This is a genomic window from Marinobacter gelidimuriae, from assembly GCF_000372805.1.
GTDB lineage: Bacteria > Pseudomonadota > Gammaproteobacteria > Pseudomonadales > Oleiphilaceae > Marinobacter > Marinobacter gelidimuriae.
This window is the reverse complement of record NZ_KB889827.1, coordinates 179,601-203,263: the sequence shown is the minus strand read 5'-3', so window position 1 is coordinate 203,263 and position 23,663 is coordinate 179,601. Positions and strand designations below refer to the sequence as shown.

26 protein-coding genes are annotated in these 23,663 nt (G+C 54.8%); 16 read left to right on the top strand and 10 right to left on the bottom strand.

The genetic code is table 11. The features are described 5' to 3' along the window. Nucleotides 1-24: 24 nt before the first annotated feature. The 3 genes from A3OI_RS0101020 to A3OI_RS21390 form a co-directional block, all read right to left on the bottom strand. Entirely contained in the window at nucleotides 25-1,002 is a 978-nt protein-coding gene (locus A3OI_RS0101020; RefSeq protein ID WP_018402497.1) for an alpha-ketoacid dehydrogenase subunit beta, read from the bottom strand. A gap of 1 nt (nucleotide 1,003) precedes the next feature. Continuing rightward, nucleotides 1,004-2,218: a thiamine pyrophosphate-dependent dehydrogenase E1 component subunit alpha gene (locus A3OI_RS0101015; protein ID WP_018402496.1), complete on the bottom strand. Its 1,215-nt coding sequence runs from the start codon at nucleotides 2,216-2,218 to the stop codon at nucleotides 1,004-1,006. A gap of 140 nt (nucleotides 2,219-2,358) precedes the next feature. Then, on the bottom strand, nucleotides 2,359-2,526 hold the full coding sequence (locus A3OI_RS21390) for a DUF2897 family protein (protein WP_018402495.1): 168 nt from the start codon (nucleotides 2,524-2,526) through the stop codon (nucleotides 2,359-2,361). Between the two features lie 356 nt (nucleotides 2,527-2,882). Between A3OI_RS21390 and A3OI_RS0101005 the strand changes: the two genes are divergently transcribed. Beyond that, nucleotides 2,883-4,106 (top strand): dicarboxylate/amino acid:cation symporter, encoded by a 1,224-nt coding sequence (locus A3OI_RS0101005; protein WP_018402494.1) that lies wholly within the window; start codon nucleotides 2,883-2,885, stop codon nucleotides 4,104-4,106. A gap of 124 nt (nucleotides 4,107-4,230) precedes the next feature. Continuing rightward, nucleotides 4,231-4,899, top strand: a complete 669-nt coding sequence (locus A3OI_RS0101000; protein WP_018402493.1) for an SDR family oxidoreductase — start codon at nucleotides 4,231-4,233, stop codon at nucleotides 4,897-4,899. A 144-nt stretch (nucleotides 4,900-5,043) separates the two neighbouring features. Here A3OI_RS0101000 and A3OI_RS0100995 read toward each other — a convergent pair whose 3' ends face one another. Then, complete coding sequence (locus tag A3OI_RS0100995) at nucleotides 5,044-5,901, bottom strand: PA4780 family RIO1-like protein kinase (protein ID WP_018402492.1); 858 nt, start codon at nucleotides 5,899-5,901, stop codon at nucleotides 5,044-5,046. Between the two features lie 153 nt (nucleotides 5,902-6,054). Between A3OI_RS0100995 and efpL the strand changes: the two genes are divergently transcribed. The 4 genes from efpL to A3OI_RS0100975 all read left to right on the top strand — a co-directional run bounded on the left by efpL (nucleotide 6,055) and on the right by A3OI_RS0100975 (nucleotide 8,914). After that, nucleotides 6,055-6,630 carry an elongation factor P-like protein EfpL gene (efpL, locus tag A3OI_RS0100990; protein WP_018402491.1) on the top strand — a complete coding sequence of 192 codons (576 nt, stop codon included), beginning with the start codon at nucleotides 6,055-6,057 and terminating at the stop codon, nucleotides 6,628-6,630. A 43-nt stretch (nucleotides 6,631-6,673) separates the two neighbouring features. Then, nucleotides 6,674-6,883: a hypothetical protein gene (locus A3OI_RS23560; RefSeq protein WP_018402490.1), complete on the top strand. Its 210-nt coding sequence runs from the start codon at nucleotides 6,674-6,676 to the stop codon at nucleotides 6,881-6,883. A 45-nt stretch (nucleotides 6,884-6,928) separates the two neighbouring features. Then, complete coding sequence (locus A3OI_RS23555; protein ID WP_018402489.1) at nucleotides 6,929-7,240, top strand: GDYXXLXY domain-containing protein; 312 nt, start codon at nucleotides 6,929-6,931, stop codon at nucleotides 7,238-7,240. 81 nt (nucleotides 7,241-7,321) lie between these two features. Next, the gene (locus tag A3OI_RS0100975) at nucleotides 7,322-8,914 is read left to right on the top strand and encodes a BCCT family transporter (protein WP_018402488.1); all 1,593 of its coding nucleotides are present in this window, start codon (nucleotides 7,322-7,324) and stop codon (nucleotides 8,912-8,914) included. Nucleotides 8,915-8,978: 64 nt separating this feature from the next. Here the strand turns inward: A3OI_RS0100975 and A3OI_RS0100970 are convergent, their stop codons facing one another. Continuing rightward, nucleotides 8,979-9,674: a response regulator gene (locus tag A3OI_RS0100970; protein WP_018402487.1), complete on the bottom strand. Its 696-nt coding sequence runs from the start codon at nucleotides 9,672-9,674 to the stop codon at nucleotides 8,979-8,981. Then, nucleotides 9,671-11,299, bottom strand: a complete 1,629-nt coding sequence (locus tag A3OI_RS0100965; RefSeq protein WP_018402486.1) for an ATP-binding protein — start codon at nucleotides 11,297-11,299, stop codon at nucleotides 9,671-9,673. Before A3OI_RS0100965 ends, A3OI_RS0100970 begins: the two co-directional genes overlap by 4 nt. A gap of 207 nt (nucleotides 11,300-11,506) precedes the next feature. Between A3OI_RS0100965 and A3OI_RS0100955 the strand changes: the two genes are divergently transcribed. The 5 genes from A3OI_RS0100955 to A3OI_RS0100935 all read left to right on the top strand — a co-directional run bounded on the left by A3OI_RS0100955 (nucleotide 11,507) and on the right by A3OI_RS0100935 (nucleotide 16,108). Beyond that, nucleotides 11,507-12,484, top strand: coding sequence for a Bug family tripartite tricarboxylate transporter substrate binding protein (locus A3OI_RS0100955; RefSeq protein WP_018402484.1), 978 nt, complete (start codon nucleotides 11,507-11,509; stop codon nucleotides 12,482-12,484). Beyond that, a complete protein-coding gene (locus A3OI_RS0100950; RefSeq protein ID WP_018402483.1) occupies nucleotides 12,481-12,927 on the top strand; it encodes a tripartite tricarboxylate transporter TctB family protein in 447 nt (148 codons plus the stop codon). The genes A3OI_RS0100955 and A3OI_RS0100950 overlap by 4 nt, the downstream gene beginning before the upstream one ends. Before the next feature lie 2 nt (nucleotides 12,928-12,929). After that, entirely contained in the window at nucleotides 12,930-14,456 is a 1,527-nt protein-coding gene (locus tag A3OI_RS0100945; protein ID WP_018402482.1) for a tripartite tricarboxylate transporter permease, read from the top strand. A gap of 117 nt (nucleotides 14,457-14,573) precedes the next feature. Beyond that, the gene (locus A3OI_RS0100940) at nucleotides 14,574-15,422 is read left to right on the top strand and encodes a sulfite exporter TauE/SafE family protein (RefSeq protein WP_018402481.1); all 849 of its coding nucleotides are present in this window, start codon (nucleotides 14,574-14,576) and stop codon (nucleotides 15,420-15,422) included. A 56-nt stretch (nucleotides 15,423-15,478) separates the two neighbouring features. Further along, nucleotides 15,479-16,108 carry a LysE family translocator gene (locus tag A3OI_RS0100935; protein ID WP_018402480.1) on the top strand — a complete coding sequence of 210 codons (630 nt, stop codon included), beginning with the start codon at nucleotides 15,479-15,481 and terminating at the stop codon, nucleotides 16,106-16,108. Nucleotides 16,109-16,145: 37 nt separating this feature from the next. Here A3OI_RS0100935 and A3OI_RS0100930 read toward each other — a convergent pair whose 3' ends face one another. Then, nucleotides 16,146-16,844: a transglycosylase SLT domain-containing protein gene (locus A3OI_RS0100930; RefSeq protein ID WP_018402479.1), complete on the bottom strand. Its 699-nt coding sequence runs from the start codon at nucleotides 16,842-16,844 to the stop codon at nucleotides 16,146-16,148. 36 nt (nucleotides 16,845-16,880) lie between these two features. Continuing rightward, entirely contained in the window at nucleotides 16,881-17,588 is a 708-nt protein-coding gene (locus tag A3OI_RS0100925; protein WP_018402478.1) for a pseudouridine synthase, read from the bottom strand. A gap of 68 nt (nucleotides 17,589-17,656) precedes the next feature. On the opposite strand from A3OI_RS0100925, the gene A3OI_RS0100920 reads away from it, so the two are divergent. Next, nucleotides 17,657-17,896: a TIGR02647 family protein gene (locus tag A3OI_RS0100920; protein WP_018402477.1), complete on the top strand. Its 240-nt coding sequence runs from the start codon at nucleotides 17,657-17,659 to the stop codon at nucleotides 17,894-17,896. 114 nt (nucleotides 17,897-18,010) lie between these two features. Beyond that, nucleotides 18,011-18,892, top strand: coding sequence for an EamA family transporter RarD (gene rarD, locus A3OI_RS0100915; RefSeq protein WP_018402476.1), 882 nt, complete (start codon nucleotides 18,011-18,013; stop codon nucleotides 18,890-18,892). Nucleotides 18,893-19,274: 382 nt separating this feature from the next. On the opposite strand, the gene A3OI_RS0100910 is transcribed toward rarD, so the two are convergent. Continuing rightward, a complete protein-coding gene (locus tag A3OI_RS0100910) occupies nucleotides 19,275-19,469 on the bottom strand; it encodes a hypothetical protein (protein ID WP_018402475.1) in 195 nt (64 codons plus the stop codon). Nucleotides 19,470-19,605: 136 nt separating this feature from the next. Between A3OI_RS0100910 and A3OI_RS0100905 the strand changes: the two genes are divergently transcribed. Further along, nucleotides 19,606-20,505: a LysR family transcriptional regulator gene (locus A3OI_RS0100905; protein ID WP_018402474.1), complete on the top strand. Its 900-nt coding sequence runs from the start codon at nucleotides 19,606-19,608 to the stop codon at nucleotides 20,503-20,505. 128 nt (nucleotides 20,506-20,633) lie between these two features. After that, nucleotides 20,634-21,497, top strand: coding sequence for a DUF2059 domain-containing protein (locus A3OI_RS0100900; protein ID WP_018402473.1), 864 nt, complete (start codon nucleotides 20,634-20,636; stop codon nucleotides 21,495-21,497). 69 nt (nucleotides 21,498-21,566) lie between these two features. On the opposite strand, the gene A3OI_RS0100895 is transcribed toward A3OI_RS0100900, so the two are convergent. Then, on the bottom strand, nucleotides 21,567-21,845 hold the full coding sequence (locus A3OI_RS0100895; protein WP_018402472.1) for a peptidylprolyl isomerase: 279 nt from the start codon (nucleotides 21,843-21,845) through the stop codon (nucleotides 21,567-21,569). 206 nt (nucleotides 21,846-22,051) lie between these two features. Here A3OI_RS0100895 and A3OI_RS0100885 point away from each other — a divergent pair, with 206 nt between their 5' ends. Further along, a complete protein-coding gene (locus A3OI_RS0100885; RefSeq protein ID WP_040474859.1) occupies nucleotides 22,052-23,638 on the top strand; it encodes an ABC-F family ATPase in 1,587 nt (528 codons plus the stop codon). The last annotated feature ends 25 nt before the right edge of the window (nucleotides 23,639-23,663 follow it).

Genomic DNA, 23,663 nt, shown 5'->3' with positions numbered 1-23,663 from the left:
TTGTTCTCCTGTCCTGATACCGGGTTAGAATTCGACGCTGTCGCAAATGGCTTCATACACCTTCAACAGATTGGGCAGGTGTTCTTTTTCCAGCACCAGCGGGAAGGGCGTGTCCATTCCGGCTACCCGGGCAATGGGCGATTCCAAGTACAGAAAGCATCGCTCTTGAATGGTGGCCGCGATTTCGCCGGCAAAGCCGCCGGTTAACGGGGCCTCGTGGGTAATCACCAGTCGCCCGGTTTTCAGAACCGATTCAGCCACGGTATCGACGTCCCAGGGCAAGATGCTGCGTAGATCGATCACTTCGCAGGAAATGCCGTCTTTTTCTGCCATTTCCACGGCGTGTTCGATCACTTCCATTTGTGCACCCCAGCCCAGAATCGTTACATCTGTGCCTTCTTTGAGCACTTCGGCCTCGCCCAATGGAAGTTGGTAGGCTTCCTCGGGCACTTCGCCTACGGATGCCCGGTACAGGCGCTTGGGCTCGAAGAACAGCACCGGGTCGGGGTCGTGAATGGCGGCCAGCAAGAGGCCTTTGGCCTGATGTGGATTGCGCGGCACCACCACTTTCAGGCCCGGTGTGTGGGCAAAATAGGCTTCCGGCGATTGGGAATGGTATAGGCCACCGGCAATGCCACCGCCGTAAGGTGCGCGAATGGTCAGCCCGCCGACGTCGAACAGGTTGCCGGAGCGATAACGGAATTTCGCGGTTTCGTTCACGATCTGGTCAAAGGCCGGGAAAATGTAATCGGCGAACTGTATTTCCGCCACCGGCACCGAGCCCTGAGCTGCCAGGCCGTTGGCGAAGCCGATGATGCCTTGTTCCACTAAAGGCGTGTTAAAACAGCGCGTCTTGCCGTACTTTTGTTGCAGATTGCTGGTGGCGCGGAATACGCCGCCAAAAATGCCCACGTCTTCGCCAAAGCACAGCACCCGCTCATTCGCTGCCATGGCTGTATCCAGGGCGTTGTTAATGGCTTGCAGCATGTTCATCTTTGCCATTTCAAGCCTCTCCTTTTTGGGTGCTAGCGGGTTTTCCAGTGATGGCCGGATCGTTTGCGCTTTTTGGGTAGGCGTCCGGGTGCCGGCGAATGTGCGCTTTCAATTTCTCGAATTGCGCATTCAGGGCTGGAGGCACTTCTTTATAAACATCGGTAATCAAGGTTTCCAGTGCCGGTGCTGGTCGTTTCTGCGCTTGCTTCATGGTCTCAAGAACCTCGCGGCGCAGGCGTTCCTGTAATTCTTTTTCTTCGCTGTCGCTCCACCAACCGTGTGACTTCAGCCAGTGTTGGGTACGCAGAATCGGATCTTTTTCACGCCAGATGGCTTCTTCGTCTTTGCTGCGGTAGCCGGAGGGGTCATCGGAAGAAGAGTGGGCGGCCAGGCGGTACGTCATGGCTTCAATCAGTACCGGGCGGTTCTCTTCTACAGCCAGGCGGCGCGCTTTTTCGGTGGCTTGATACACCGCCAAAACGTCGTTGCCGTCGACCCGAATTACGTCCATTTTATAGCCGTAAGCCCTCGGTGCTATGCCGTCGGCAGCGAACTGCTCGGATGCCGGTGTGGAAATGGCGTAGCCGTTATTGCGGCAGAAAAAGATCACAGGCACCCGATGCACCGCGGCCATGTTCAGGGCGGCGTGAAAATCGCCCTCGGAGGCGGCGCCTTCACCGAAGTAGGTGAGCGTGCAGTGGCCTTCACCGGCCAGCTTCTGACCATAGGCATAACCGGTGGCCTGGGGTATCTGGGTGGCCAGTGGTGATGAAATGGTCATGTAATGGAGCTTTTTCGAGCCGTAATGCACCGGCATTTGCCGGCCTTTGCCGTAGTCTTTGTTGTTACCGAACAGCTGGTTCATGAACTCATCTATGGTAAAACCACGGTAAGCCAGCGCACCTTGTTCGCGATACTGGGCCATAATCATGTCGCTATCACCCAGCGCGGCTGCACTACCAATAACGGCGGCTTCTTCCCCGGTGCATTGCATGTAAAAGCTGAGCCGACCCTGGCGTTGGGCAGCAAGCATGCGCTCGTCTAAAATGCGGGTAGTGACCATGGCGCGGTAGATGCGCAGGGCTTTTTCTTTACCGAGGTCAGGGGCTTTGCCACCTTTGTACAGCGAGCCGTCCTGTTTGAGCAGTTTGAAGGTGGAAATTCGAAACTCCGCGCCATCAGTGAAAATGGGGGAGTGCACGGTTTTTGACTTTGTTGTTGTCATTATCCTCGTCCTTGGGTGGTGGCTTGAGGAACACAGAGCCCCTTGTGAGGGCTTTGGTTTTGTTAAATTGACCTTAACGTAAAGTGCGGCTTTTGAGTAGTGTTTTGAGTGATGTAGTTCTATGATTAACCTGAATGCCTTCAGTCGTCTTGTTTGTCCAATGCCTCCTGCTCGGCTTTGCGTTTACGCACCTTCTCCAGCTTTTCTCCCGAAAGACTCATGGTGGAGGACGTGTCGCGCAGCATAAACAGGCTGCCTAAAATTAGCGCCAGCGAGGCAAGTAAGATAATCCATCCGATCATTGGCATAGCAATTGTCCTTATATAGAAGGCATAACTCTGATAATGAGCCTGTAATGTGAAACAGGCCAGTGCGGTGTTTGGCGGGCATCACTTATCAGCCGGTCAATTTCCCGCCAACTTCCGTCCGTGCCCATGGCTACAGGGTTATGCGAGGCTGTCCCGAGGCTTCTCACAAGGTTATCCACAGCTTTTGTGGGTAAAAATTCACGGCTCAGCCAAAGATAGAAACGCATTGAAGCTATTAGCTTATGCTTGGTTGCGTCAGTTTACCTATCGGTTGATTTCCACCACAATCGGCGCCACTCAAAATCAGGAACCGGTTTTATGGCACACGATTGTTCAATTTTGTCGGGAGTCGGCCGATGAGAGCTTTGTTTCATGGCTACCTCAATTCGTCACTGATTCTGCGCGTCAGCATTGCGTTGGTGTTGGGCATCGCCGTTGGGCTTATTGGTGGCCAGCCTGTGGCCGACTGGTTGGCGCCGTTTGGGGAACTGCTACTGCGTTTGCTGAAATTCCTGATTGTACCCATCGTGCTGTTTACTTTAATGGTGGGTATCAACCAAGCCAATATCGGCAGTATGGGGCGGGTTGGCCGCAAACTGATGCTGTACTACATTGCCTCTTCAGCGTTGGCGATTATTGTTGGGTTGGCCGTTGCAACCTGGCTCGAGCCCGGCAGTGGTATGACGCTGAATGAAAATGCGACGGTAAAAGTTCCGGACAACCCGGGCTTTGCGGCGGTGTTGCTAAACATTATTCCGGATAATATTTTTACGGCTTTCACCGAACTGAATTTGCTGGGGATTATTTTCACCGCCATTGTATTCGGTATTGCGCTGTTGAAGCTGCGTGAGTCAGAACAGCACGCTGAACTGGGCGAGCACCTTTATAAGGTGATTGAGGGGCTCAGTGAAATGACCCTGAAAGTGATGGCAGGTGTGTTGCAATACGTGCCCATCGGAGTATTTGCGATTGTGGCGAAAACCGCCGGTGAGCAGGGCATGGCAACTATTATGGCCCTGGGCGACATGGTGGTGGTGCTGTACATTGCGCTAGCCGTTCAGTTGGTGGTGTATTGCGTGCTGATGCGCGGTTTTGGTGTAAACGTACGTGGATTTTTCCGCGAAGCCAGAACGCCTATGGCGACTGCCTTCGCCACCCAGAGCAGTTCCGGCACCTTGCCGCTGACCATTACCGCAGCGCGGAAGCTGAACATACCCCAGCGAATATACGGTTTCAGCTTGCCGTTAGGTGCCACCATTAATATGGACGGTGCTGCCATTCGCATCGCCATTTCCGCCGTGTTTGCCGCCAATGTGGTAGGCGTTCCGCTGGATTTGATGACCATGGCCGAGATTGTGCTGATTGGCACGCTTACATCGATTGGCACCGCGGGCGTGCCAGGCGCCGGTATTGTGATGATCGCAACAGTGTTTGCACAGGTCGGCCTGCCGATTGAAGCTGTGGCGTTGCTGGTGTCTATTGATGCCCTCGTGGGTATGGGTGCAACCGGCCTGAACGTGACCGGTGATCTGGTGGGTACGTCTATTATTGCCCGCTCTGAAAGCCGGCACGATACCTAACCGAATCGACGGCTGATAAAAAACGGTGAAGAGGATAAAACCTCTTCACCGTTTTTTTTTGACTGAGGGAAACGTATTACTGTTTTTAATCGACGTACAATCGCTATTTACAGGGGCATGAACGATGAAAAAACGGGTTGTTTTGATTACCGGCGCCAACCGCGGCATTGGCCTGGAGTTGGCGCAGCACTATAGCCGTGCTGGCCATTACGTTATTGGCGTATGTCGGCAAACCTCTGACGAGCTGGAGGCGGCAGCGGCGAGGGTAATTGAGCATGTCGATGTAACGTCGGGTGAAAGCGTGGCTAGGCTGGCGGATGCGTTGGCAGGCGAGCACATTGATCTTCTCATCAACAACGCCGGCTTGCTGCAAGAAAACGAGCTGGGCTGCATTGACTTCGATTCCCTGCGAGCACAAATGGAAGTAAACGCTTATGCACCGCTGCGAGTGACCGAGGCGCTTATGTCGCTCATACCGTCTGGAGGAAAAGTTGCCAACATCACCAGCCAGTTGGGCTCAATAACCCTGAACAATTCGGGGGCCAGATATGGCTACAGGGCCTCAAAGGCGGCACTGAATGCGTTTGGCAAATCACTATCAGTGGATCTTAAACCTAAAGGCATTGCGTTGGCTCAGTTGCACCCGGGGTTTGTGCAAACCGGCATGACCAAAGGCCGAGGAAAGATTACGACTGCCGAATCCATCAGCGGGCTGACGGCGCGAATTGAGGAGCTGAATATAGAGAACACCGGCTCGTTCTGGCATCAGACCGGTGAGTTACTGCCATGGTGAAAAAAATGCCCGCCGTTATCACCGGCGGGCATTTGCGCTGCCGGTCAGATCGTTGTTTTAGCGGGTTACTGATTTTTAAGAAGATTCTAAAATAGCAGGTGTAAAAAAAGCTGACGTTTAGCGCCAGCTTTGCTGCGATATTTGTTAATCTTCGTCGTCGTTCGCCTGTTGCCGATCCAGGCGATCCCGCTCTTCTTCCTTCGCCGCGTCAATCACTTCCATTATTTCGCCCAGGTCCGCGCTGTGGGTGTCGTGAATAAAGCACCCGGTCAGTTTGCTGGTGGGGTGCAGGCGGCCACTTTCGTACAGCTCCCAGATTTCTTTGCCGTAATCGGTGTTCATCAGCTCCGGCGCGTACTTGCCAAAATAGCGGCGCATGTTGTCTACGTCGCGCTCCAGCATGCGTTCGGCGTTGTTGTTGCCAGAGGCGTTCACCGCCTGGGGTAGGTCGATAATGACTGGCCCCTGATCATCCAGCAGTACGTTGAACTCCGACAAATCGCCGTGAATAAGTCCGGCGCTGAGCATGCGCACGACGTCGGCAATCACCTGCTGGTGGAAGTCCAGCGCCTGTTCGCGGGTCAGTTCAACGTCGTCCAGCCTGGGCGCGGCTTTGCCATCGGCATCGCTGATCAGTTCCATCAGCAGTACCCCATCAACAAAGCCTGATGGCCGTGGCACCCGCACACCGGCATCCGCCAGGCGGTAAAGGGCGTCTACCTCGGCGTTCAGCCAGGCGTCTTCATGCTCTTTTTGGCCGTAGCGGGTTTTTTTACCCATGGCGCGGGCACGGCGACTGTTGCGTACCTTGCGGCCTTCCTGGTATTCCACGGCCTGCTTGAAGCTGCGTTTTGACGCTTCTTTAAACACTTTGGCACAGCGAACCTGGTCGCCACACTGCACCACGTATACCTGAGCTTCTTTGCCGCTCATAAGCTGATACAGCACGCTGTCTATCAGCCCGTCGTCTAAAAGGGATTGTAATCGTTTTGGTGTTTTCATAGGGCCGCAATCTTACATTAAATCGGTTTTGGTTGTGTTGATCTGTGAGAGCTACCAGCAAAGCGCTTCTGACGGTAGAATCACCGGGTCTGAACCCGGACCGGCATTTGCTTGGTACCGGTTCGTTTATCATGCTGTTTTGGAGCTTTGAAAATGCCTAGAGCAAGTGAAATCAAGAAAAACGCTGCTATCGAGTTTGAAGGCCGGGTGTATTTTGTCAAGGACATCGAGCGGTCTGTACCCCAAGGCCGGGCTGGCGGCAGCCTTTACCGCATGCGGTTGTACGATGTGGTGACCAACAGTAAGAAAGACGAAACCTTCAAAGACGGCGATATGCTGAATCTGGCGGATTTGACCCGCCGTACGGCGTCATTTTCTTACGCCGACGGCGAAGAATACGTGTTTATGGATACCGAAGATTACACACAGTATATGCTCAACAAAGAAGCCATTGCTGAGGAGCTGCTGTTTGTTACCGAAGAAACCCAAGGCATTATGGTTGTGTTGATCAAAGATGCACCCGTAGCGCTGGCTCTGCCCCCCACGGTCGATTTTGAAATCGCGGACACAGCTCCTTCGGTGAAAGGTGGCTCTGCCACAGCCAGAACCAAGCCAGCGACTATGGTCACAGGCTTGGTGATTCAGGTGCCTGAATACATTTCCACCGGCGACCGCATCAAAGTGAATGTGGAAGAACGCAGGTTCATGGGGCGGGCGACCGCGGAGTAACGGGTATCTGTTTGGTAATTCGTGCCAGGAGGGCGCATTAGCTATGTCTGAAACGCAGTCTGAAGCAAAGCCTGAAATACGGTCTGAAACACGTAAAGCGTTTGTTGCTTTGGTTGACGGCGGCCAGATTGCGCCCGCAGATTCAAACCGCGCCGCGGTGATAGCCGGCGTGTTTCCGGCTGGCCGGCAGTGGCTGCGCTTTTTAGACGTGTTGCTGTTGTGCCTCGGTGGCTTGCTGGCGCTGTTTGGGTAAACCTACCAGACTGGTGCGGACCCCTGGCAGCTGTTTTTTGTGTGGATGTTACTGCTAACACCCTTTGCCCTGATTGGCCGATTTGCACCGCTATGGGTGCTTTGGGCTGTTTTGGTCAACCTCGCGCTAACGTTGTACTTTCAGCCTACCGGCCGCTTTTCCACGGAGGCTTGTGGGCAGCTGTTGTGGATTCAGTTTGCCACCAACGCGTTCTTTTTCCAGGAAGGCGATGCTGAATACTACGAGGCGGCCCGGTATGGCCAGTTTCGGGTGAATGAACAAGGCGAACCCTTACTGGTTGCTCTGTACAGCGATGGTTTGAAACAGCTGGGTCCACCCGAAACAACAGGTCTTTAAACGCGAAAATGCCCAAACGTTCTGGATAATACGAAACTAGGTGTGTACGGTGGTCGGCTAATTTTAGAAACTGGTCGATACATGTCTTTAAGCAGTGCAAGCACTACCGATAACCCCCGTTTTACCGCTTCTGATTCTCATCCCGCTGGCCATGCTGGTGCTCACCGTTTCGGTGATCCGGTTGTACTGGTTCTAACCATTGGCTTCATTTTGCTGTTCGTAGGCTGGTCGCTGACGGATGCGGCCAGTCTTGCCTCCGTGATTGACGTGGGTTTTGCCTGGACGGCCAAGTATATGGGCACCTTTTTCCAGCTGTTGCTGTTGCTGACCTTCTTCATTGCGATGGGCGTGGCCGTTAGCCGCGCTGGTGCCGCCCGCCTGGGTGGTATGGAAAAGCCTGAATTCAGCACCTTCCGCTGGCTGTCGATGATTCTATGTACTCTGCTGGCGGGTGGCGGTGTGTTCTTTGCTGCTGGCGAGCCGGTGTATCACTTTGTGGTAACGCCACCGGCGTTTGACACCGAAGCCGGCACGGCACAGGCCGTTGCGCCGGCCATGGCTCAGGCGTTTATGCACTGGGGTTTCTTGGCCTGGAGCGTACTTGGGTCGTTAACGGCCATGGTGCTGGCTCACGCCCACTACGTTCAGGGCAAACCGTTACAGCCGCGTACCTTGCTGTATCCGGTGTTTGGCGAGCGCATTATGAGCAGCTGGTTAGGCGGCGTTGTTGACGCCATGTGCGTTATTGCGGTGGTTGCCGGTACCGTTGGCCCCATTGGCTTTTTGGCCACACAGATGAGTTTCGGCCTGCATGAGCTGTTCGGCGTGGCAGACGAATTCAGCACCCAATTGGTTATTCTTGGCCTGCTGGCCGTTGTTTACATGGCCTCGGCGGTCAGTGGTATTCACCGTGGTATTCAGTTGCTGAGCCGGTTCAATGTCATTCTGGCTCTGGTCATCGGCGCGGTGATCTTTGTGTTCGGCCCCACTCTGTTTTTGGTCAATACTTATATGGCATCTATGGGCGAGTATCTGGCGTCGTTCTTCGCCATGGCCACTATGACCAGTGAAACGGCACCGGAATGGTGGATGAAGTGGTGGACGGTATTCTTTTTCGCCTGGTTTATTGGCTACACCCCGCTGATGTCGATTTTTGTGGCGCGCATTTCCCGCGGTCGCACCATTCGCCAGACTATTTTGGCGGTATCCATTCTGGCGCCGATCGCCACCACCATCTGGTTCACCCTGCTGGGTGGTTCGGGTGTGTATTACCAGCTCACGGGTGTGTTTGACCTAACCGAAGCGCTGAACGCGTTCCGTTTTGATCAAGCCACACTGACCGTTGCCAAGAACTTACCCGGCGGCGTAATGATGGCCGCAGCCGTGCTGCTGTTGACCACCATTTTCGTGGCCACCACCGGCGATTCCATGAGCTATGCCATTGCCACCGTAGGCGCAGGCCACGATGAACCGCACTACGCCATTCGCGCTTTTTGGGGCGGAGCCATGGCTGTCATGGCGGCGATTTTGCTGTACATGGGTGCCGGCCAGATTGGTGTGTTGCAGCAGTTTATTGTGCTAACCGCCATTCCGGTGTCGCTGATTATTCTGCCGTCGCTGTGGACCGGCCCGCAGGCTGCGTTTGCCATGGCGCGGGCACAGAAACTGATATAGCAGGTGGGTGTTCCGTCTGGCGTTAAGCGCTATTTATAAAGAGCTAAGGCCAGGCGGGGCGTATTCAGGCCGGCAGGCGCTGCATTCGGTAGCGTCTTTCCGGCCGGCCAATACTGCCATAGGTAACCTCGGCCACCAGGGTTCTGGTGCCGGTCATATATTCCAGGTAGCGTCTGGCTGTGGTGCGCGATGCACCCATGGCGCCGCCTACTTCCTCTGCACTCCAGGGCTTGCCGTCGGCAATGACCTCATGAATCCGGTCCAGCGTAATCACATCAATGCCTTTGGGCAGTCGGTGATGGCTGTCGTTGCCATTTTCGCCGCTGTTGCGCGGGAGCAGGGCGTCTACTTCATCTTGACCTAGATGCTTCAGTGCCGACAGGCGTTCAACATGGTCACAGAAGCGGTTAATGGCCTCTTCCAGGCGTTCGAATACCAAGGGTTTCAGGATGTAGTCGAATACCCCGCCGCGCAGGGCGGTGCGCAGCGTGTCCACTTCTTTGGCGGCGGTAATCAGAATCACGTCGCTGCTGCTGTTACTGGCGCGCAGCTCACGCAGCAAATCGAGGCCGTTACCGTCGGGGAAATACACATCCAGCAGTATCAGGTCGGGCTGCAGCACTTCGGCCTGGTCTTGTGCGTCGGCCAGGGTGTGTGCGATGCCGCACAATTCCACCTGGCTCAAACGCTGAATAAAGCGGCGCTGAATTTCCGCTATCTGGCGGTCGTCTTCAGCAATCAGCAGTCGGATGGGGGTCAAAGTTGGCTCCTGCCGGTGGGTGTTTTTGGTAAATACAAGGTGAAGCGGCTGCCGCCAGCGGTTCCCAGGTTTTCCACCGTCACCGAGCCACCCCAACTGTCCAGAAACTGACGCACCAGATGCAAACCAAAACCGTGATGGGTGCCTGTTTTGCTGGTAACACCCTTTTCAAACATTCGGCTTTGAACCTCCAAGGGGATGCCCGGGCCCTGGTCTTCCACCTCGAAAATCAGCTCTTGGCCGAGATCGGTCATCGACAGCTGTACCCGGCCATTGGCACCGGTATGCCGACGGGTGGCTTCCAGCGCGTTATCAATCAAATTGCCGAGTACGCTGACGAGTTGTTCTCGCGGTAAATTGTGCGGCAGGTCGTTCATCTGGCTATCTGGGTCTATGTCCAGGTGCAGGCCCATTTCCCGGGCACGGTTGTGTTTGCCCAGCAGGCAACCGGCAATGATGGGGTCAGGCACGGCTTCCAGCAGCAAGTGAATCAGTGCCTGATGGCTGCTGACTTCGCTGCCAATAAGCCCCAGAGCGTCGTTGTAGGCACCCAACTGTATCAGCCCTGCGATGGTGTGCAGCTTATTGGAGTATTCGTGGGTTTGGCTGCGCAGAGTGTCGGCGTATTGCTGGATGCGGGTGAGCTGCTGGCTGACTTGATCCAGCTCGTTACGCAAACGGAAGCTGGCCACCACGCCGATTATGTCGTCGCCTTGGCGCATTGGCAGCCGGTTGACCACCATCTGGCGGTTGCGCAGCCACACTTCGCGGTCGAAATCTGGCGTGCCGGTGGCCAGAACGGACATTAAACCGCTCTCCGGCAGTATCTCGTGAATGGGGCGCCCTGCCACCGGCATCTCGGTATCAAGCCCAAGAGTGACCAGGGCCGCACGATTCACCGTGGTAATAATGCCGTCGCGGTTAATGGCAATAATGCCTTCACGCACCGATTGCAGCGTTGCGTTGCGCTCTTGGAACAGACCGGCGATTTCCTCCGGTTCCAGGCCAAAAATAGCGCGCTTGAAACGACTGGCAATCACAACCGCTGCGAGAATGCTAACCAGCAATGCCACGCTCAAAACCCCGTAAAACACAAAACTGTAGCGCTGCACGGTGGCTTCCACCTGGCTTACGCTGTAGCCCACCGATATGATTCCAATAATAAAGTCGCTGTCTGGTTCAAACACCGGCGCTTTTCCCCGCATGGATTCGCCCAGGTTGCCGAGCGCTCGGGCGATGTAGCCCTTGCCCTCCACCAGTGCGCGACGGCCGTAATCGCCCTCGTCGTCGCCCATGGATTGGCCGATGCGTTTGGGGGACGGGTGCGCAAGGCGAATGGCGTCCTGATCGCCAATGACAACAAACAGAGCCTCGTTGGTTCGGGTCAAGGTGCGGGCGAGGGCGTTTAGGTCTTCAATATTACGTTGTTGAATGCCACGGATAACAGCGGGGCTGGCGGCAATGGTTTTGGCGACCATCAAAGCCCGCTGGCCAATCTCGTTGTATAGGGATTCGCTGAGGTAATAACCGGCAAACACGCCAATGAACACGGTTTGTAGAGCGCTCACCAGGCCAAGGGTGAGAATCATGCGGGTTTTAAGTTTTGTGCGTCGCTTTACAGGCATAGGCGTCCGTCAGCTTGGTCCATCGGCGCCGGGCGCCCGGATTTATCAGGTTAAAACACCGTAACTCTTTTTGCCCGTGAACTGTATGAACAGAATGAATGATAGTTCTTTTATATCCGTTACGCCCGCAAGCTTCAGCAACTACGCATTGCCTTCTATTCTGTTTGCTGAAACGCCATTTTTTACCGAAACAACAAGGTGGATAGTATGTTTATTAAAAGAACAATAACACTCGCGGCGGCCGCCGCTTTCAGTATGTCTGTCATGGCCTGGGAGCCCAGCGGGACAGTAGAGTGTCTGGCTCCGGCGGACCCGGGCGGCGGCTGGGATTTCACCTGCCGTAGCGTTGGCAACGTTATGCAGAAGCTTGAACTGGTAGAAGGCTCTGTACAAACCGTCAATATGGCCGGCGCCGGCGGTGGGGTAGCTTACGCTCACACCGTCAGCAAGCGTAAAAACGACGACAAGCTGATTGTTGCGGCGTCTACCGCCACCACCACCCGGTTGGCACAGAAGCAGTTTCCCGGTTTGGACGCCTCGATGGTGAAGTGGATCGGCGCTTTGGGAGCCGACTACGGCATCATCGCTGTGAGCAAAGATTCCGAGTACCAAAACTTGAATCAGCTGATGGATGCGCTGAAAGAAGACCCACGCGCGGTTAAGTTTGCCGGCGGCAGTGCTCGCGGCGGTTGGGACCACTTGAAAGTGCTGATTGCAGCAAAAGCGGCGGGTGCCGAAAAGTTGCCGTCCATTCCTTACCTGTCATACAACAACGGCGGCGAAGCCATGACCCAGGTAGTGGGTGGCCAGGTGGATGCCTTTACCGGTGACGTATCTGAAGCGACCGGCTTTATGGAATCGGGCGATTTGCGCGTACTGGCGGTGCTTTCCGAAGAACGCCTGCCGGGCAAATTTGGCAACATACCTACCGCCCGCGAGCAAGGTATTGATGCGCTTGGCCCTAACTGGCGCGGGTTTTATATGCCCAAAGAAACCTCCGAAGAAGCTCAGCAATACTGGGTAGAGGCGATGGACACTATTTACGCCAGCAAAGAATGGAAAGCCGTGATGAAAAGTAACGGTCTGATTCCGTTCCACCCCAAGGCCGGCGAGTTTGAAAGCTTTGTAACCAACCAGGTGCAGGACATTGAAAACCTGTCCCGGGAAATCGGTCTACTAAAATGACCGGCATGGGCGACCGTATTCTGGGCTTGTTTCTGCTGGTTGTGGCGGTTGCCTATGGCTGGGTAGCGCAGCAATGGCCTGAACCCTTCGGCGGTGCCGAGGGTGTAGGGCCAGAAACATTCCCCACCATTCTGGCGATTGTGCTGGTGGTGGGCAGCCTGTACCTGATGATCAAACCAGACGCCGATGCCAAATGGCCGGTGGGCAAATCTGCTCTGGAACTGGTGATTTCGATCATTGTGCTGGTGGTTTATGCGCTGCTGCTCGAGCCATTGGGATTTATTATTTCCACTACGTTGGTTATCGGAGTCTTGAGCTGGCGCATGGGTGCACCTCTGAAGCAGGCATTTGTGACGGGTTTAATCAGTGCCGTTGTGGTGTTCGGGTTGTTCAACTATGGCTTGTCGCTGAGCCTGCCTGACGGCCTGCTGGGAGGCTTCTGACCATGGAAACCATTGGCTTTCTGATGGACGGGTTTGCGGTGGCGTTAACACCGTACAACCTGATGTTTGCGCTGTTCGGCGCCTTTGCCGGTTCCCTGATCGGCTGCCTGCCGGGCTTGGGCCCTGCTAACGGTGTTGCGATTCTGATTCCGCTGGCTTTTGCCCTGGGGCTGCCGCCGGAAACCGCGATGATTCTGCTCACCTCGGTGTACGTCGGAGCTATGTACGGCGGGCGGATTTCGTCCATCCTGCTAAACATACCGGGCGACGAGCCAGCCATGATGACCTGCCTGGACGGCTATCCCATGGCGCAACAAGGCCGTGCGGCAGATGCTTTGGCCATTTCAGCGATTGCGTCTTTCGCGGGGGGCTTGATTGGCACTATAGGGCTTATCATTCTGGCACCGGTGCTGGCGCGATTCGCACTGACCTTCGGGCCGGTGGAATACTTCGCCCTGTTTGTGTTGGCGTTCGCCACTCTTGGCGGCATAACCGGCAAAAATCCGATGAAAACGGTGATTGCTGCAGCGCTTGGCATCATGATTTCCACCGTGGGTATCGACATATCCACCGGCACCCAGCGTTATACCGCCGGTGTGTTGGAGCTGTATGAAGGTATCGACTTCATATTGGCGATTGTTGGGCTGTTCGCCATATCCGAGCTGTTGTTTTTTGTTGAAGCACGAATGGGCAAAGGCCGCAGCAAAGTGAAGGTAGGGAAACTGACGCTGAGTTTCAAAGAAATTGTATCGACTATCCCCACCCAGCTGCGCGGTGGTGTGCTGGGCTTTATGGCCGGTGTGCTGCCGGGTGCCGGTGCGTCTTTGGGCAGCTTTATCAGCTATACCCTGGAAAAAACGGTGCTGGGCAAAAAAGGCCGCTTTGGCGAAGGTGATATTCGTGGCGTAGTGGCGCCTGAGGCCGGCAACAACGGCGCGGCGTCTGGCGCTTTGGTGCCGATGTTGACTCTGGGTGTGCCGGGCAGTGGCACCACAGCGGTGTTGCTGGCCATGCTGATTTCCCTGAATATCACGCCGGGGCCGTTAATGTTCACCCAGAACGCCGAGATTGTGTGGGGGGTGATCGCTGCGCTGTTGATTGGCAACGTATTGCTGCTGATACTAAACATTCCGATGATTAGCGTGTTTGTTCGGCTGCTGTCGGTGCCGCCAATGTACCTGCTGCCGATTGTGACCATGGTAGCGTTTGTGGGTATTTACTCCATTAGCCACAGCACCTTTGATCTGTACTTCATGATTGTGTTTGGAGTGGGCGGGTTTATTCTGCGCAAGCTGGAAATTCCCATGGTACCCATTATTCTAGGCCTGCTGTTGGGGCCAGAAATGGAAAAGAACCTGGGTCACGCGTTGATATTGTCTGACGGAGACTGGATGACGCTCTGGTCTAGCCCTTTGGCTATTGGTTTGTGGCTGGTGGCGGGTTTGGGCTTGGTGCTGCCAACGCTGGTTGGGCCAATACTGCGCCGGCGCATGCGCTCAGCTATCAAGGAGGGCCCGGTGAGCGATTAAACGCTCCGGTAAGCTGCCACGGCGGATAAATTACGCATGTTGCACCGGGCTTTGCCCGGTGTTTTTTATTGAAAACCGTTACACTCGAATGAATTTACTCCTACTGTTCAGGATGTTATGTCAGATCTTTCCCTAATTCAGTACGGTTTGATTGCGCTGATCTTCATTTGGAGCGGTTTTGTACGCTCCGGGTTGGGCTTCGGTGGGGCTGTATTGTCGTTGCCGTTTTTGCTGCTGGTGAAAGACGACCCGCTGGTTTTTTTGCCGATCATAGCCGTTCACCTGCTGGTTTTTTCATCACTGACCATCTGGATGAACAATCGCCGCGGTCAAAGCCAGAAAGGTGATAAAAGCGGCCAGACATTAACCGGCTTTGGGCCGGATGCCGCCGTAACAGCGCCGGAAAGCACGGTAGAAAGCAAGGTAGAGAGCACGGTGGATTGGCCTTACCTGTGGCGTATGCTCCGCATTATGATCGTGCCTAAACTGATTGGCGTGTTTGGTCTGTTTACACTGCCGGCAAATGTGCTTAGCTCCATCATATTTGTGATTGTTGCGATTTATTCGGTGTCTTATATCCTCAACCGGCCTTTTCGCAGCAACAGCAAAGCGGTGGACGTGGGCTTGCTGATGGCCGGTGGTTACATCAGCGGTACCTCGCTGATTGGTGCACCATTGATTATTGCGGTGGCGGCGCAGCATCTGCCCCGGGAAAAGCTGCGCGACACCTTGTTTGGTCTCTGGTTTATTCTGGTGCTGATCAAACTGGCTGCGTTTATCTGGGTTGGGCTGGATCTGCAGCTGATTCACCATCTGTGGCTGTTGCCATGCGCCGCCATTGGTCATGTGATAGGGCTGCGTTTTCACGACCGTATTTTGAAAGCCGAAACGCCGGTGTTTTTCCGCCTGTTGGGAGTTGTGCTGTTCATCGTTAGTAGTGTGGGTATTGTCAGCGTGCTGCTATAGCGGCGCTACGCCGGAAAATTTATGCGCAGCGTCGCTGCAAACGTTTAAGGATGGTTATGTCGGTTTTGAATTTGGCGTTGTTGTCGGTGTTTTTGCCCACCTTTTTTGTGGTGTCTATGACTCCCGGCATGTGTATGACCCTGGCGTTGTCGCTGGGCATTACTGTGGGTGTGCGCCGGGCATTATGGATGATGATCGGCGAACTGCTGGGCGTTGGTATTGTGGCCATTGCGTCTGCCGTAGGCGTGGCTACATTTATGCTGGGTTATCCCACGGTGTTTGAGGTGGCCAAATACGCGGGCGGTGCCTATTTGATATGGCTGGGCGTACAAATGTGGCGTTCCCGCGGCAAAATGGCGATGCCGGAAGAGGGCGCGATATTGCCGAGCAGCACCCGCTGGCAGTTGGCCATGCAGGGTTTTATAACCGCCATTGCCAACCCCAAAGGCTGGGCGTTTCTGGTGGTTTTGCTGCCGCCGTTTATAGACAGCTCGCTGCCAATGGCGCCGCAGCTTACGGCGCTGATACTCATTATTCTGAGCATGGAATTTTTGTGCTTGCTGCTGTATGCCAATGGTGGGCGCACCTTGCGCCGAGCTCTGCGCAGTGGTGATAAAGTACGGCTGGCCAATCGAATTTCAGGCAGCCTGATGATGCTGGTAGGTGTTTGGCTGGCTTTTGGCTGAAGGGACTGTGGGCTTGAGCGGGTTTTGGAAAGGCGCGTTAAAGCGCGGCGTAACGGCGGTACAGAATACCCACTCTTTTCACGTAAGCCCGAGTTTCTGCGTAGGGCGGAATGCCATTGTGGCGGTTAACGGCTCCGGGGCCGGCGTTGTAGGCCGCGGTGGCCAGCTTGGTGTCGCCCCGAAAGCGAATCAGCATTTGCGCCAGATAATTTGCACCACCGCGAATGTTGTCTTCGGCAACCATGGCGTTAACCACCCCCAGCTCGATTGCAGTGGCGGGCATCAGTTGCATAAGTCCCTGTGCCCCTTTGGGCGACAGCGCCCCGGGATTGAATGCCGATTCGGCGTGAATAACGGCGCGAACGAGGGCAGGATCTACATTGAACTCTTTGGCCGCCGTCGCAATCTGTTCATTGTAGCGGGATGCAAACAGCGGCGTGGTGTCCCAATTCACCGTAGACGAAGGATCACAGGCGAAGCAGTGGAAGCGAATCACCGAAAACTTGGCGTTAGCCGGGCGTTCGCCGCTGTAGGACACCACGCCGTATTTGTCTTGATAACGGTACACCGTGGCTGCGCCATCCGACGCCAGCGGGCTGTCGCTTTTTACATTGGAAAACTCCACGCTGCCGTCGCTGTGCACAATACGCTTGATGGTGTCGCCATGAGTCGCTCCGCTGGCGAGTGCCAGAAAAAGTGCGAGAAGCGGAGAGCAAAACGTGTGGACGTATTTCATAGCTACAAAGTATATCGCTTCAACAAGGGTTATTCCTCAAGTGTAATACCGATTCAGCCCTTCAATCTCTGAACCCGTCAGCATTCTGAAGTTACCCTCGGCCAAATCGCTGTTTAATTGTAAGTGGCCAATCTGTTCTCGGTGTAGCGCAATGACCCGATTGCCTACGGCGTGGAACATGCGCTTCACCTGGTGATAGCGGCCTTCATAAATAGTCAGCCTTGCCAGTGTTGGTTCCAGCAATTCAAGCGTGGCGGGGGCTGTGGTGAGCTGCTCGTATTCGAACCAAATACCCTCAGCAAAGCGCTGCGGCGTGTCTGGCCCAATCGGGTAGGCGGTTGTTACCCGATAAACCTTGGCATTGCCCATGCCGGGCAGCGTTAATTGCCGTGACCAGGTGCCGTTGTTGGTCAGTATCATCAGGCCGGTAGTGGCGCGATCCAGCCGGCCGGCAATGTGCAGGCCCTGGCCTAAAGCGGGAGGTAACAATTGCAGAACCGTAGGGTGCGTATCATCTTCGGTAGCGCTAAGATAACCTGCAGGTTTGTGCAGCATAATATAGTGGGCACAATGGCCCTGCTGTACGGTTTTTCCGTTGGCGCTGACCACCGCAAATTCGTCCACATCGGCGTCTGCCTTACGGCAACTCAGGTCGTTAACGTACACCTGGCCGGTAGCAATCAGCCAGTTCGCTTTTTTGCGGCTTATATCGGGTTGGTTGCTGACAATACGGGAAAGTTTCATGGCGCTCATGGTATAGACTGTAACAACCGGCCCTAAGCCGGACATCTGACATCATACGAGGAAACTACATGGCATTCTCTGCAGATCACCTGGCCGAGCTGAATCTTTTAACCCAGTTCGATTCGTCGTCCGCCCAGGAAGGTATCAAAGTACATCGCAATGAGGCCGCCCCGGAGCTGGTTTCGGCGGCAGTGCGTTTGTTCAGTAAAGGCCTGATTACCCGCGACGACGGCGGCTACCTGACCGCATTGGGTAGCGAAGCGATCGAGCAGGCGCAAATGCTGCTTGCGATACTGAGCAGTAAATAATCCGTTAAACTCTGATTGTACTGATTTCACTGATTATAGATCCTGCACTTCGGGCTGCGCCATGGGCGCAGGGCCCGGGGTTTTTTTGTTGCCTGTTGCACAGCGGAGAGCCCAGTGCCCGAACAGACCAAAGGCGTGTGGTATGGCGTATGCGCCTACACTATCTGGGGCTCATTCGCGCTATTTTTTGCGCTGTTTCAGGGCGTGCCGGCCCTTGAGATTCTGGTGCATCGAATCATCTGGTCCTGTGTTTTTCTGGCCATCCTGATTTCCGGGTTAAGGCGCTGGCAGCCGGTAAAAGACGCTTTTGCCAGTCCGCGACAACTTTGGCGGGTGTTGGGCTGCGCGTTGCTTATAGCGCTGAACTGGGGCGTGTACATATACGCCGTTGAAACCCGCCACGTGTTGCAGGCTAGCCTGGGCTATTTTCTGACGCCGCTGGTGAATGTCGCTTTGGGCATGGTGGTGTTGCGCGAACAGATGGGGCGTTGGCAGATGGCAGCGGTCGCTATCGCCGGCTTTGGCATCGCGCTCCAGCTGCTGATGCTGGGCGAGCTACCCTGGATTAGCCTGGTATTGGCATTCAGTTTTGGCGTGTATGGGCTTCTGCGCAAACAGATCCAGCTAGACGGTTTATCCGGTTTATTCGTGGAAACCCTCCTGCTACTGCCTTTGGGCTTAATAACCTTTGGTTGGCTGACCACATCGGGCGCTTCGAACTTTACCCGGGATTTGCCCACGGGCAGCTTGTTGATGGCCAGCGGCGTGTTAACGGCCATTCCCCTGCTGCTGTTCGCCGGCGCCGCGCGACGCCTGAGGTTAGCTACTGTTGGCTTTCTGATGTACATAAACCCGACGTTGCAGTTCGTAATCGCCCTGTTGGTTTTCAACGAGCCTTTAAGCCCTATTCAGTTAACAAGTTTTATGGTGATCTGGCTGGCGCTGATTGTGTACAGTATTTCCTCGTGGCAGGGCAGGGTGCGAAGGGCAGTATGAGCCTGCACTTGCAAGGTCGTGACGGCCATGTGCTTTGCACCATTATCTTGGTTGGTCCGGGAGGTGGCCCGTCAGGAATGGACGAAAATCGCGACGCCCATAGGAAGTCGCCAGGCTCACCCAGCGCTGGTTTGAAGTGGGCTTAAAAGCCCATAAATCCAAAATAGCTGGACAAGAAAAACGCGGTTGAGCCAATCATTATGAAGGCCCAAGCGGCCGTGGTGTAAGACGCTCTGCGCTTCGTCGGTCACTATAGACTATGGCACGCGACTGGGACTCATGGGTGCTTTTTTTCAATTGGGTTTTCGATTGATACATTCCATTCACAAAAAAACGCCGGGAGCTTAGCGCTTGCCGGCGTTTTTTTGATCTTCAGGTCGGCTTAGTGGCCGCCCTGTACCTGGCCCATGTCGGTAGCCACAGCCACCGCTCTTTTGTTCCAGGAGCGAAATTTGCGTGTGATCGCCTGAACCATATAACGGCTGGCTTCACGGGTGTACTGGCTGCGAATAGCGCCACTGTTGTGGAGGATGGATGACGGCAGCTGGTGAACGGTTGCGACTGGCTTGGTGACCATAGTGCTTTCCTCCTTTAAGAAATTTCTCAACAGTGAGTTTCGGGTGTTTGCCGAATATATAGTTAACTATATAGATTCATATTCGCAGTATAAATACGTTATAATCCCTATCCACGTTGCAAATATGCAGTGATCTATGGATTGGGATTATCTACGATATGTACGCGCTTTGGCAATAGGTGGAACGCTCGCCAAAGCCGGAGAAATACTGGGCGTGCACCAAACCACGGTGTTGCGTCGGCTTGACCATATGGAGGAGGCCCTGGCAGTTCGGTTGTTCGAGCGCAGCCGCGAAGGTTTGAAGCTGACGGCTGCCGGTGAAATGGCTTTTTACGAGGCTGAGAAACTGGCGGCGGAAATGGAAAACCTGGAGCGTAAATTACGCCAGGAAACAACTGCGCTGGAGGGCAAGATACGCATCGCCACCCCGGACACGCTGATGGCCGAGCTGTTAGCGCCGATTCTGGCGAGCCTGCTTATAAAGTATCCAGACATCGAGCTGGAAGTTCTGACCGACAACGACGTCAGCAATTTAAGCCATCGCGAAGCTGATTTGACCCTGCGCCCGGAAAACAAACCCCAGGCGACATGGGAAGGTGAGCGCATTGCGGCGATGGAATACGCGGTGTATGCCACCCCGGGATACTGTCGCCGTAACCGCGGTTTCGATATTGATCAGCGGCCGGAACAGCTGCGCTGGATTATCCCCGATGAAACCTTCAGCCTGCTGGCGACCGGGCGCTGGTACCGTCGCCACCTGAAACATGTAACCTCGGTGATTCGTTGTAACAGCTTGCAGGCAATGGTGGCGCTGGCCCGCAGCGGTGCAGGGGTGGCTGTATTGCCCTGCTATCTGGGCGAAGACGCTCGTGAATTGCGGCGCCTGTCGGAGCCGCTGGAAGGTGAAAGTGTGGATTTATGGCTGCACGTGAATCAGGACACCCAACAAATGGCGCGGGTGCGGCTGGTGATGACTTTTCTGGTATCCCGCTTGCGGGCTCTTGAGGCTAGCCTGGAGTTCAGCACCACGTATTAATGCTCCTTGCGGTGTGCCGCACGGCGATCAACCCTACCAAACTGTCATCCGCTCGCGCAGGGATTTACTTGCCGTGTGGGCGCTGGCCGTGTCATAAACAGCCCACATTATCTTTGGATGGCGGCATTATGATGGGTGGTAACAAAATCTGTGTTTTTTTGATGTCGGCGGCACTGCTGGGTAGCCCTGCGCTTGCGGCTGCGGCAACGTCACCCGCTGCAAAACAGCAGCAGACGGTGGACGCCAGGCAGGTGCTCAGAGCCTCGCCAATGGACGAAATTATTGCCCAGTACCCGGCCATGATGAGCCAGGGCATACGCGATGGCCTTAAGCAGACAGGGCAGGTTCCGCCGATGGTCGCTGACGCGGTTGGGTATGTGGTTAGCAACAATTTTAATCCGCAGAAAATAGAGCAGCAGGTGGCAGGCCGCCTGCAGGCGGAGTTGAGCAATGGGCAGCTGCAAGCCGTGGCTGACTGGTACAACACGCCCGTCGCACAGAAAATCTCAAGAGCCGAAGTCGCCGCGTCAGCACCGGCGGTGTGGCCGCAAATTAGCGCGCAGGCCGACCAACTGGCCCAAAGATTCGGTAATACCGATCGTGCCAAGAGTTTCGTGCGTTTTGACCGCGCTTCGCGCGCAACCCAAAGCGCTGTCGATACCACCATTGCGGTGCAGCTTGGGTTAGCGTCTACCATGGCAGCGTTCAGCAGTGATTCGGTGAACTTCGAAACTCTTCAAAAGCGTATAGAAAGTCAGCGTTCGGTTTTGAAAGGAGTTGTGGGGCAGCAGGTGTTTAACAGTTACCTGTATGCCTACCAGGATATCAGTGGTGCGGAAATGGAACAGTATCTAAGCTTTCTGGAAAGCGATGCCGGCGCGGCTTTTACCCGCGTGGTATCCAGTGGCGTGAAGCAAGCGGTTATTGAGCCTGTAGAGAGCATTGGCGAGCAGCTGGGCCAGTTTTTAGCACCCCAGGCCACTACGAAATAGTCGTTATGTAAGAAAGTCGTTTTGTACTAAACGCCCGGCGATCCATGAGCGATTCGCCGGGCGAACAGATCAGCCGCGGCTGATCACTTCCAGCAGGTGATAGCCGAACTGGGTTTTTACCGGGCCCTGCACGGTGTTCAGGTCAGCGCTAAAAACCACGGTGTCGAATTCTGGAACCATCTGGCCGGGGCCGAAGGAGCCCAGGTCGCCGCCGTTACCGCCAGACGGACAAGATGAGTGCTTCTTAGCGACTTCGGCAAAATCCTGCCCGCCTTCGATGTCTTTTTTCAGTTCTTCACACTTTGCTTCGGTGTCTACCAGAATGTGACGCGCTGTTGCTTGTGCCATGTTTCGCTTCCTCAAATGATTTTGTGTGTTTAAAGACGACTGGCGAATGCTGCCCGCCATGGAGGCCTCTGGCAAGAGCTTTTTGTCAGTGTTAATGCTGGCTGACCATTTTGTGCGCAATCCTGTACAATTCCGCGTCTATTTTCAGCCGTTCCGGATTCTCTGGTGAATTGCCGGTACCGGCCTTACGTCTACAGGTTGCTGCCTTGATCGCTACTGCTAATATTACGATGCAATTCGGGGCCAAGCCCCTGTTCGAAAACGTCTCAGCCAAATTTGGTAACGGCAATCGCTATGGCCTGATTGGTGCCAACGGTTGTGGAAAGTCGACGCTGATGAAAATCATGGGTGGCGATCTGGAGCCGTCCTCCGGGCATATTATGCTCGATCCTAATATTCGCCTGGGTAAATTACACCAAGACCAGTTCGCCTACGAGAACTCCACGGTGATTGACACCGTGATCATGGGCCACGAAGAATTGTGGACGGTGAAGAAAGAGCGCGACCGTATCTATTCGCTGCCAGAGATGACCGAAGACGACGGCATGGCGGTGGCGGATCTGGAAGTGCAATTTGCCGAGATGGACGGTTATACCTCGGAATCCCGCGCTGGTGAGTTATTGCTGGGCCTGGACATTCCTTTGGACCAGCACGATGGCCTGATGAGTGCACTGGCGCCCGGCTGGAAGCTGCGGGTTTTGCTGGCCCAAGCACTGTTTTCAAATCCGGATGTGTTGTTGCTGGACGAGCCCACTAACCACTTGGACATTAACACCATCCGCTGGCTTGAAAGCATTCTGGTGGCGCGCAACAGTACCATGATTATTATTTCCCACGACCGCCACTTCCTGAACAGCGTGTGCACTCACATGGCGGATCTGGATTACGGTGAGTTGCGCTTGTTCCCGGGTAACTACGATGAGTACATGACCGCTGCCACCCAGGCCCGCGAGCGCCTGTTGTCAGAAAATGCCAAGAAAAAGACCCAAATTGCCGAGCTTCAGCAATTTGTTAGTCGTTTTTCGGCTAACGCCTCTAAAGCCAAACAGGCCACTTCGCGGGCGCGCCAGATCGACAAGATTCAACTGGATGATGTAAAACCGTCCAGCCGTGTCAGCCCGTTTATCCGTTTTGAATCGGGTAAAAAGATTCATCGCCAAGCGTTAACGCTGAAGGAATTGACCAAGGGTTTTACCGACATCCCGCTGTTCAAAAAACTCAGTCTGCAAATTGAAGCCGGTGAACGGGTTGCGATCATTGGACCCAATGGCGTTGGAAAAACCACGTTTTTACAGTGTCTGACAGGGGCTTACCAGCCGGATAGCGGTGAGGTGAAGTGGACTGACAGTGCTCAGGTTGGCTATTTTGCCCAGGACCACACGTCAGATTTCGCTCAGGACATGAACCTGAACGACTGGATGGCACGCTGGACCACCGGCGGCGAGCAAGTGATTCGCGGCACATTGGGTCGCATGCTGTTTTCCAGCGACGACATCGAAAAATCTGTTCACGTGTTGTCAGGAGGGGAGCAAGGCCGAATGCTGTTTGGCAAACTGATTTTGCAACAGCCCAATGTGATGCTGCTGGACGAACCCACCAACCACATGGACATGGAGTCGATTGAAGCGTTAAACCTGGCTCTTGAAAACTACGAAGGCACACTTATTTTTGTGAGCCACGACCGGGAGTTTGTATCGTCTCTGGCGACCCGTATTATTGAACTCGACGCTAGCGGAGTCATCGATTTCAGCGGCAACTACGACGAATACCTGCGAAGCCGCGGCTACGTATAAGGTAAGAGCAAGTAACGCACTTGGT

What these genes read in the sequence shown, in the direction of transcription:
- A3OI_RS0100935 (WP_018402480.1), top strand. Translation starts at nt 15,479, where the DNA reads ATGTCGGTTTTGAATTTGGCGTTGTTGTCGGTGTTTTTGCCCACCTTT.
- A3OI_RS23560 (WP_018402490.1), top strand. Translation starts at nt 6,674, where the DNA reads ATGTCTGAAACGCAGTCTGAAGCAAAGCCTGAAATACGGTCTGAAACA.
- A3OI_RS0101005 (WP_018402494.1), top strand. Translation starts at nt 2,883, where the DNA reads ATGAGAGCTTTGTTTCATGGCTACCTCAATTCGTCACTGATTCTGCGC.
- A3OI_RS0100920 (WP_018402477.1), top strand. Translation starts at nt 17,657, where the DNA reads ATGGCATTCTCTGCAGATCACCTGGCCGAGCTGAATCTTTTAACCCAG.
- A3OI_RS0100965 (WP_018402486.1), bottom strand. Translation starts at nt 11,299, where the DNA reads ATGCCTGTAAAGCGACGCACAAAACTTAAAACCCGCATGATTCTCACC.
- A3OI_RS23555 (WP_018402489.1), top strand. Translation starts at nt 6,929, where the DNA reads ATGTTACTGCTAACACCCTTTGCCCTGATTGGCCGATTTGCACCGCTA.
- A3OI_RS0100955 (WP_018402484.1), top strand. Translation starts at nt 11,507, where the DNA reads ATGTTTATTAAAAGAACAATAACACTCGCGGCGGCCGCCGCTTTCAGT.
- A3OI_RS0100900 (WP_018402473.1), top strand. Translation starts at nt 20,634, where the DNA reads ATGATGGGTGGTAACAAAATCTGTGTTTTTTTGATGTCGGCGGCACTG.
- A3OI_RS0100930 (WP_018402479.1), bottom strand. Translation starts at nt 16,844, where the DNA reads ATGAAATACGTCCACACGTTTTGCTCTCCGCTTCTCGCACTTTTTCTG.
- A3OI_RS0100950 (WP_018402483.1), top strand. Translation starts at nt 12,481, where the DNA reads ATGACCGGCATGGGCGACCGTATTCTGGGCTTGTTTCTGCTGGTTGTG.
- A3OI_RS0100975 (WP_018402488.1), top strand. Translation starts at nt 7,322, where the DNA reads ATGTCTTTAAGCAGTGCAAGCACTACCGATAACCCCCGTTTTACCGCT.
- A3OI_RS0100945 (WP_018402482.1), top strand. Translation starts at nt 12,930, where the DNA reads ATGGAAACCATTGGCTTTCTGATGGACGGGTTTGCGGTGGCGTTAACA.
- A3OI_RS0101000 (WP_018402493.1), top strand. Translation starts at nt 4,231, where the DNA reads ATGAAAAAACGGGTTGTTTTGATTACCGGCGCCAACCGCGGCATTGGC.
- A3OI_RS0100925 (WP_018402478.1), bottom strand. Translation starts at nt 17,588, where the DNA reads ATGAAACTTTCCCGTATTGTCAGCAACCAACCCGATATAAGCCGCAAA.
- A3OI_RS0100995 (WP_018402492.1), bottom strand. Translation starts at nt 5,901, where the DNA reads ATGAAAACACCAAAACGATTACAATCCCTTTTAGACGACGGGCTGATA.
- A3OI_RS0101020 (WP_018402497.1), bottom strand. Translation starts at nt 1,002, where the DNA reads ATGGCAAAGATGAACATGCTGCAAGCCATTAACAACGCCCTGGATACA.
- A3OI_RS0100910 (WP_018402475.1), bottom strand. Translation starts at nt 19,469, where the DNA reads ATGGTCACCAAGCCAGTCGCAACCGTTCACCAGCTGCCGTCATCCATC.
- efpL (WP_018402491.1), top strand. Translation starts at nt 6,055, where the DNA reads ATGCCTAGAGCAAGTGAAATCAAGAAAAACGCTGCTATCGAGTTTGAA.
- A3OI_RS0101015 (WP_018402496.1), bottom strand. Translation starts at nt 2,218, where the DNA reads ATGACAACAACAAAGTCAAAAACCGTGCACTCCCCCATTTTCACTGAT.
- A3OI_RS0100940 (WP_018402481.1), top strand. Translation starts at nt 14,574, where the DNA reads ATGTCAGATCTTTCCCTAATTCAGTACGGTTTGATTGCGCTGATCTTC.
- A3OI_RS0100895 (WP_018402472.1), bottom strand. Translation starts at nt 21,845, where the DNA reads ATGGCACAAGCAACAGCGCGTCACATTCTGGTAGACACCGAAGCAAAG.
- A3OI_RS0100905 (WP_018402474.1), top strand. Translation starts at nt 19,606, where the DNA reads ATGGATTGGGATTATCTACGATATGTACGCGCTTTGGCAATAGGTGGA.
- A3OI_RS21390 (WP_018402495.1), bottom strand. Translation starts at nt 2,526, where the DNA reads ATGCCAATGATCGGATGGATTATCTTACTTGCCTCGCTGGCGCTAATT.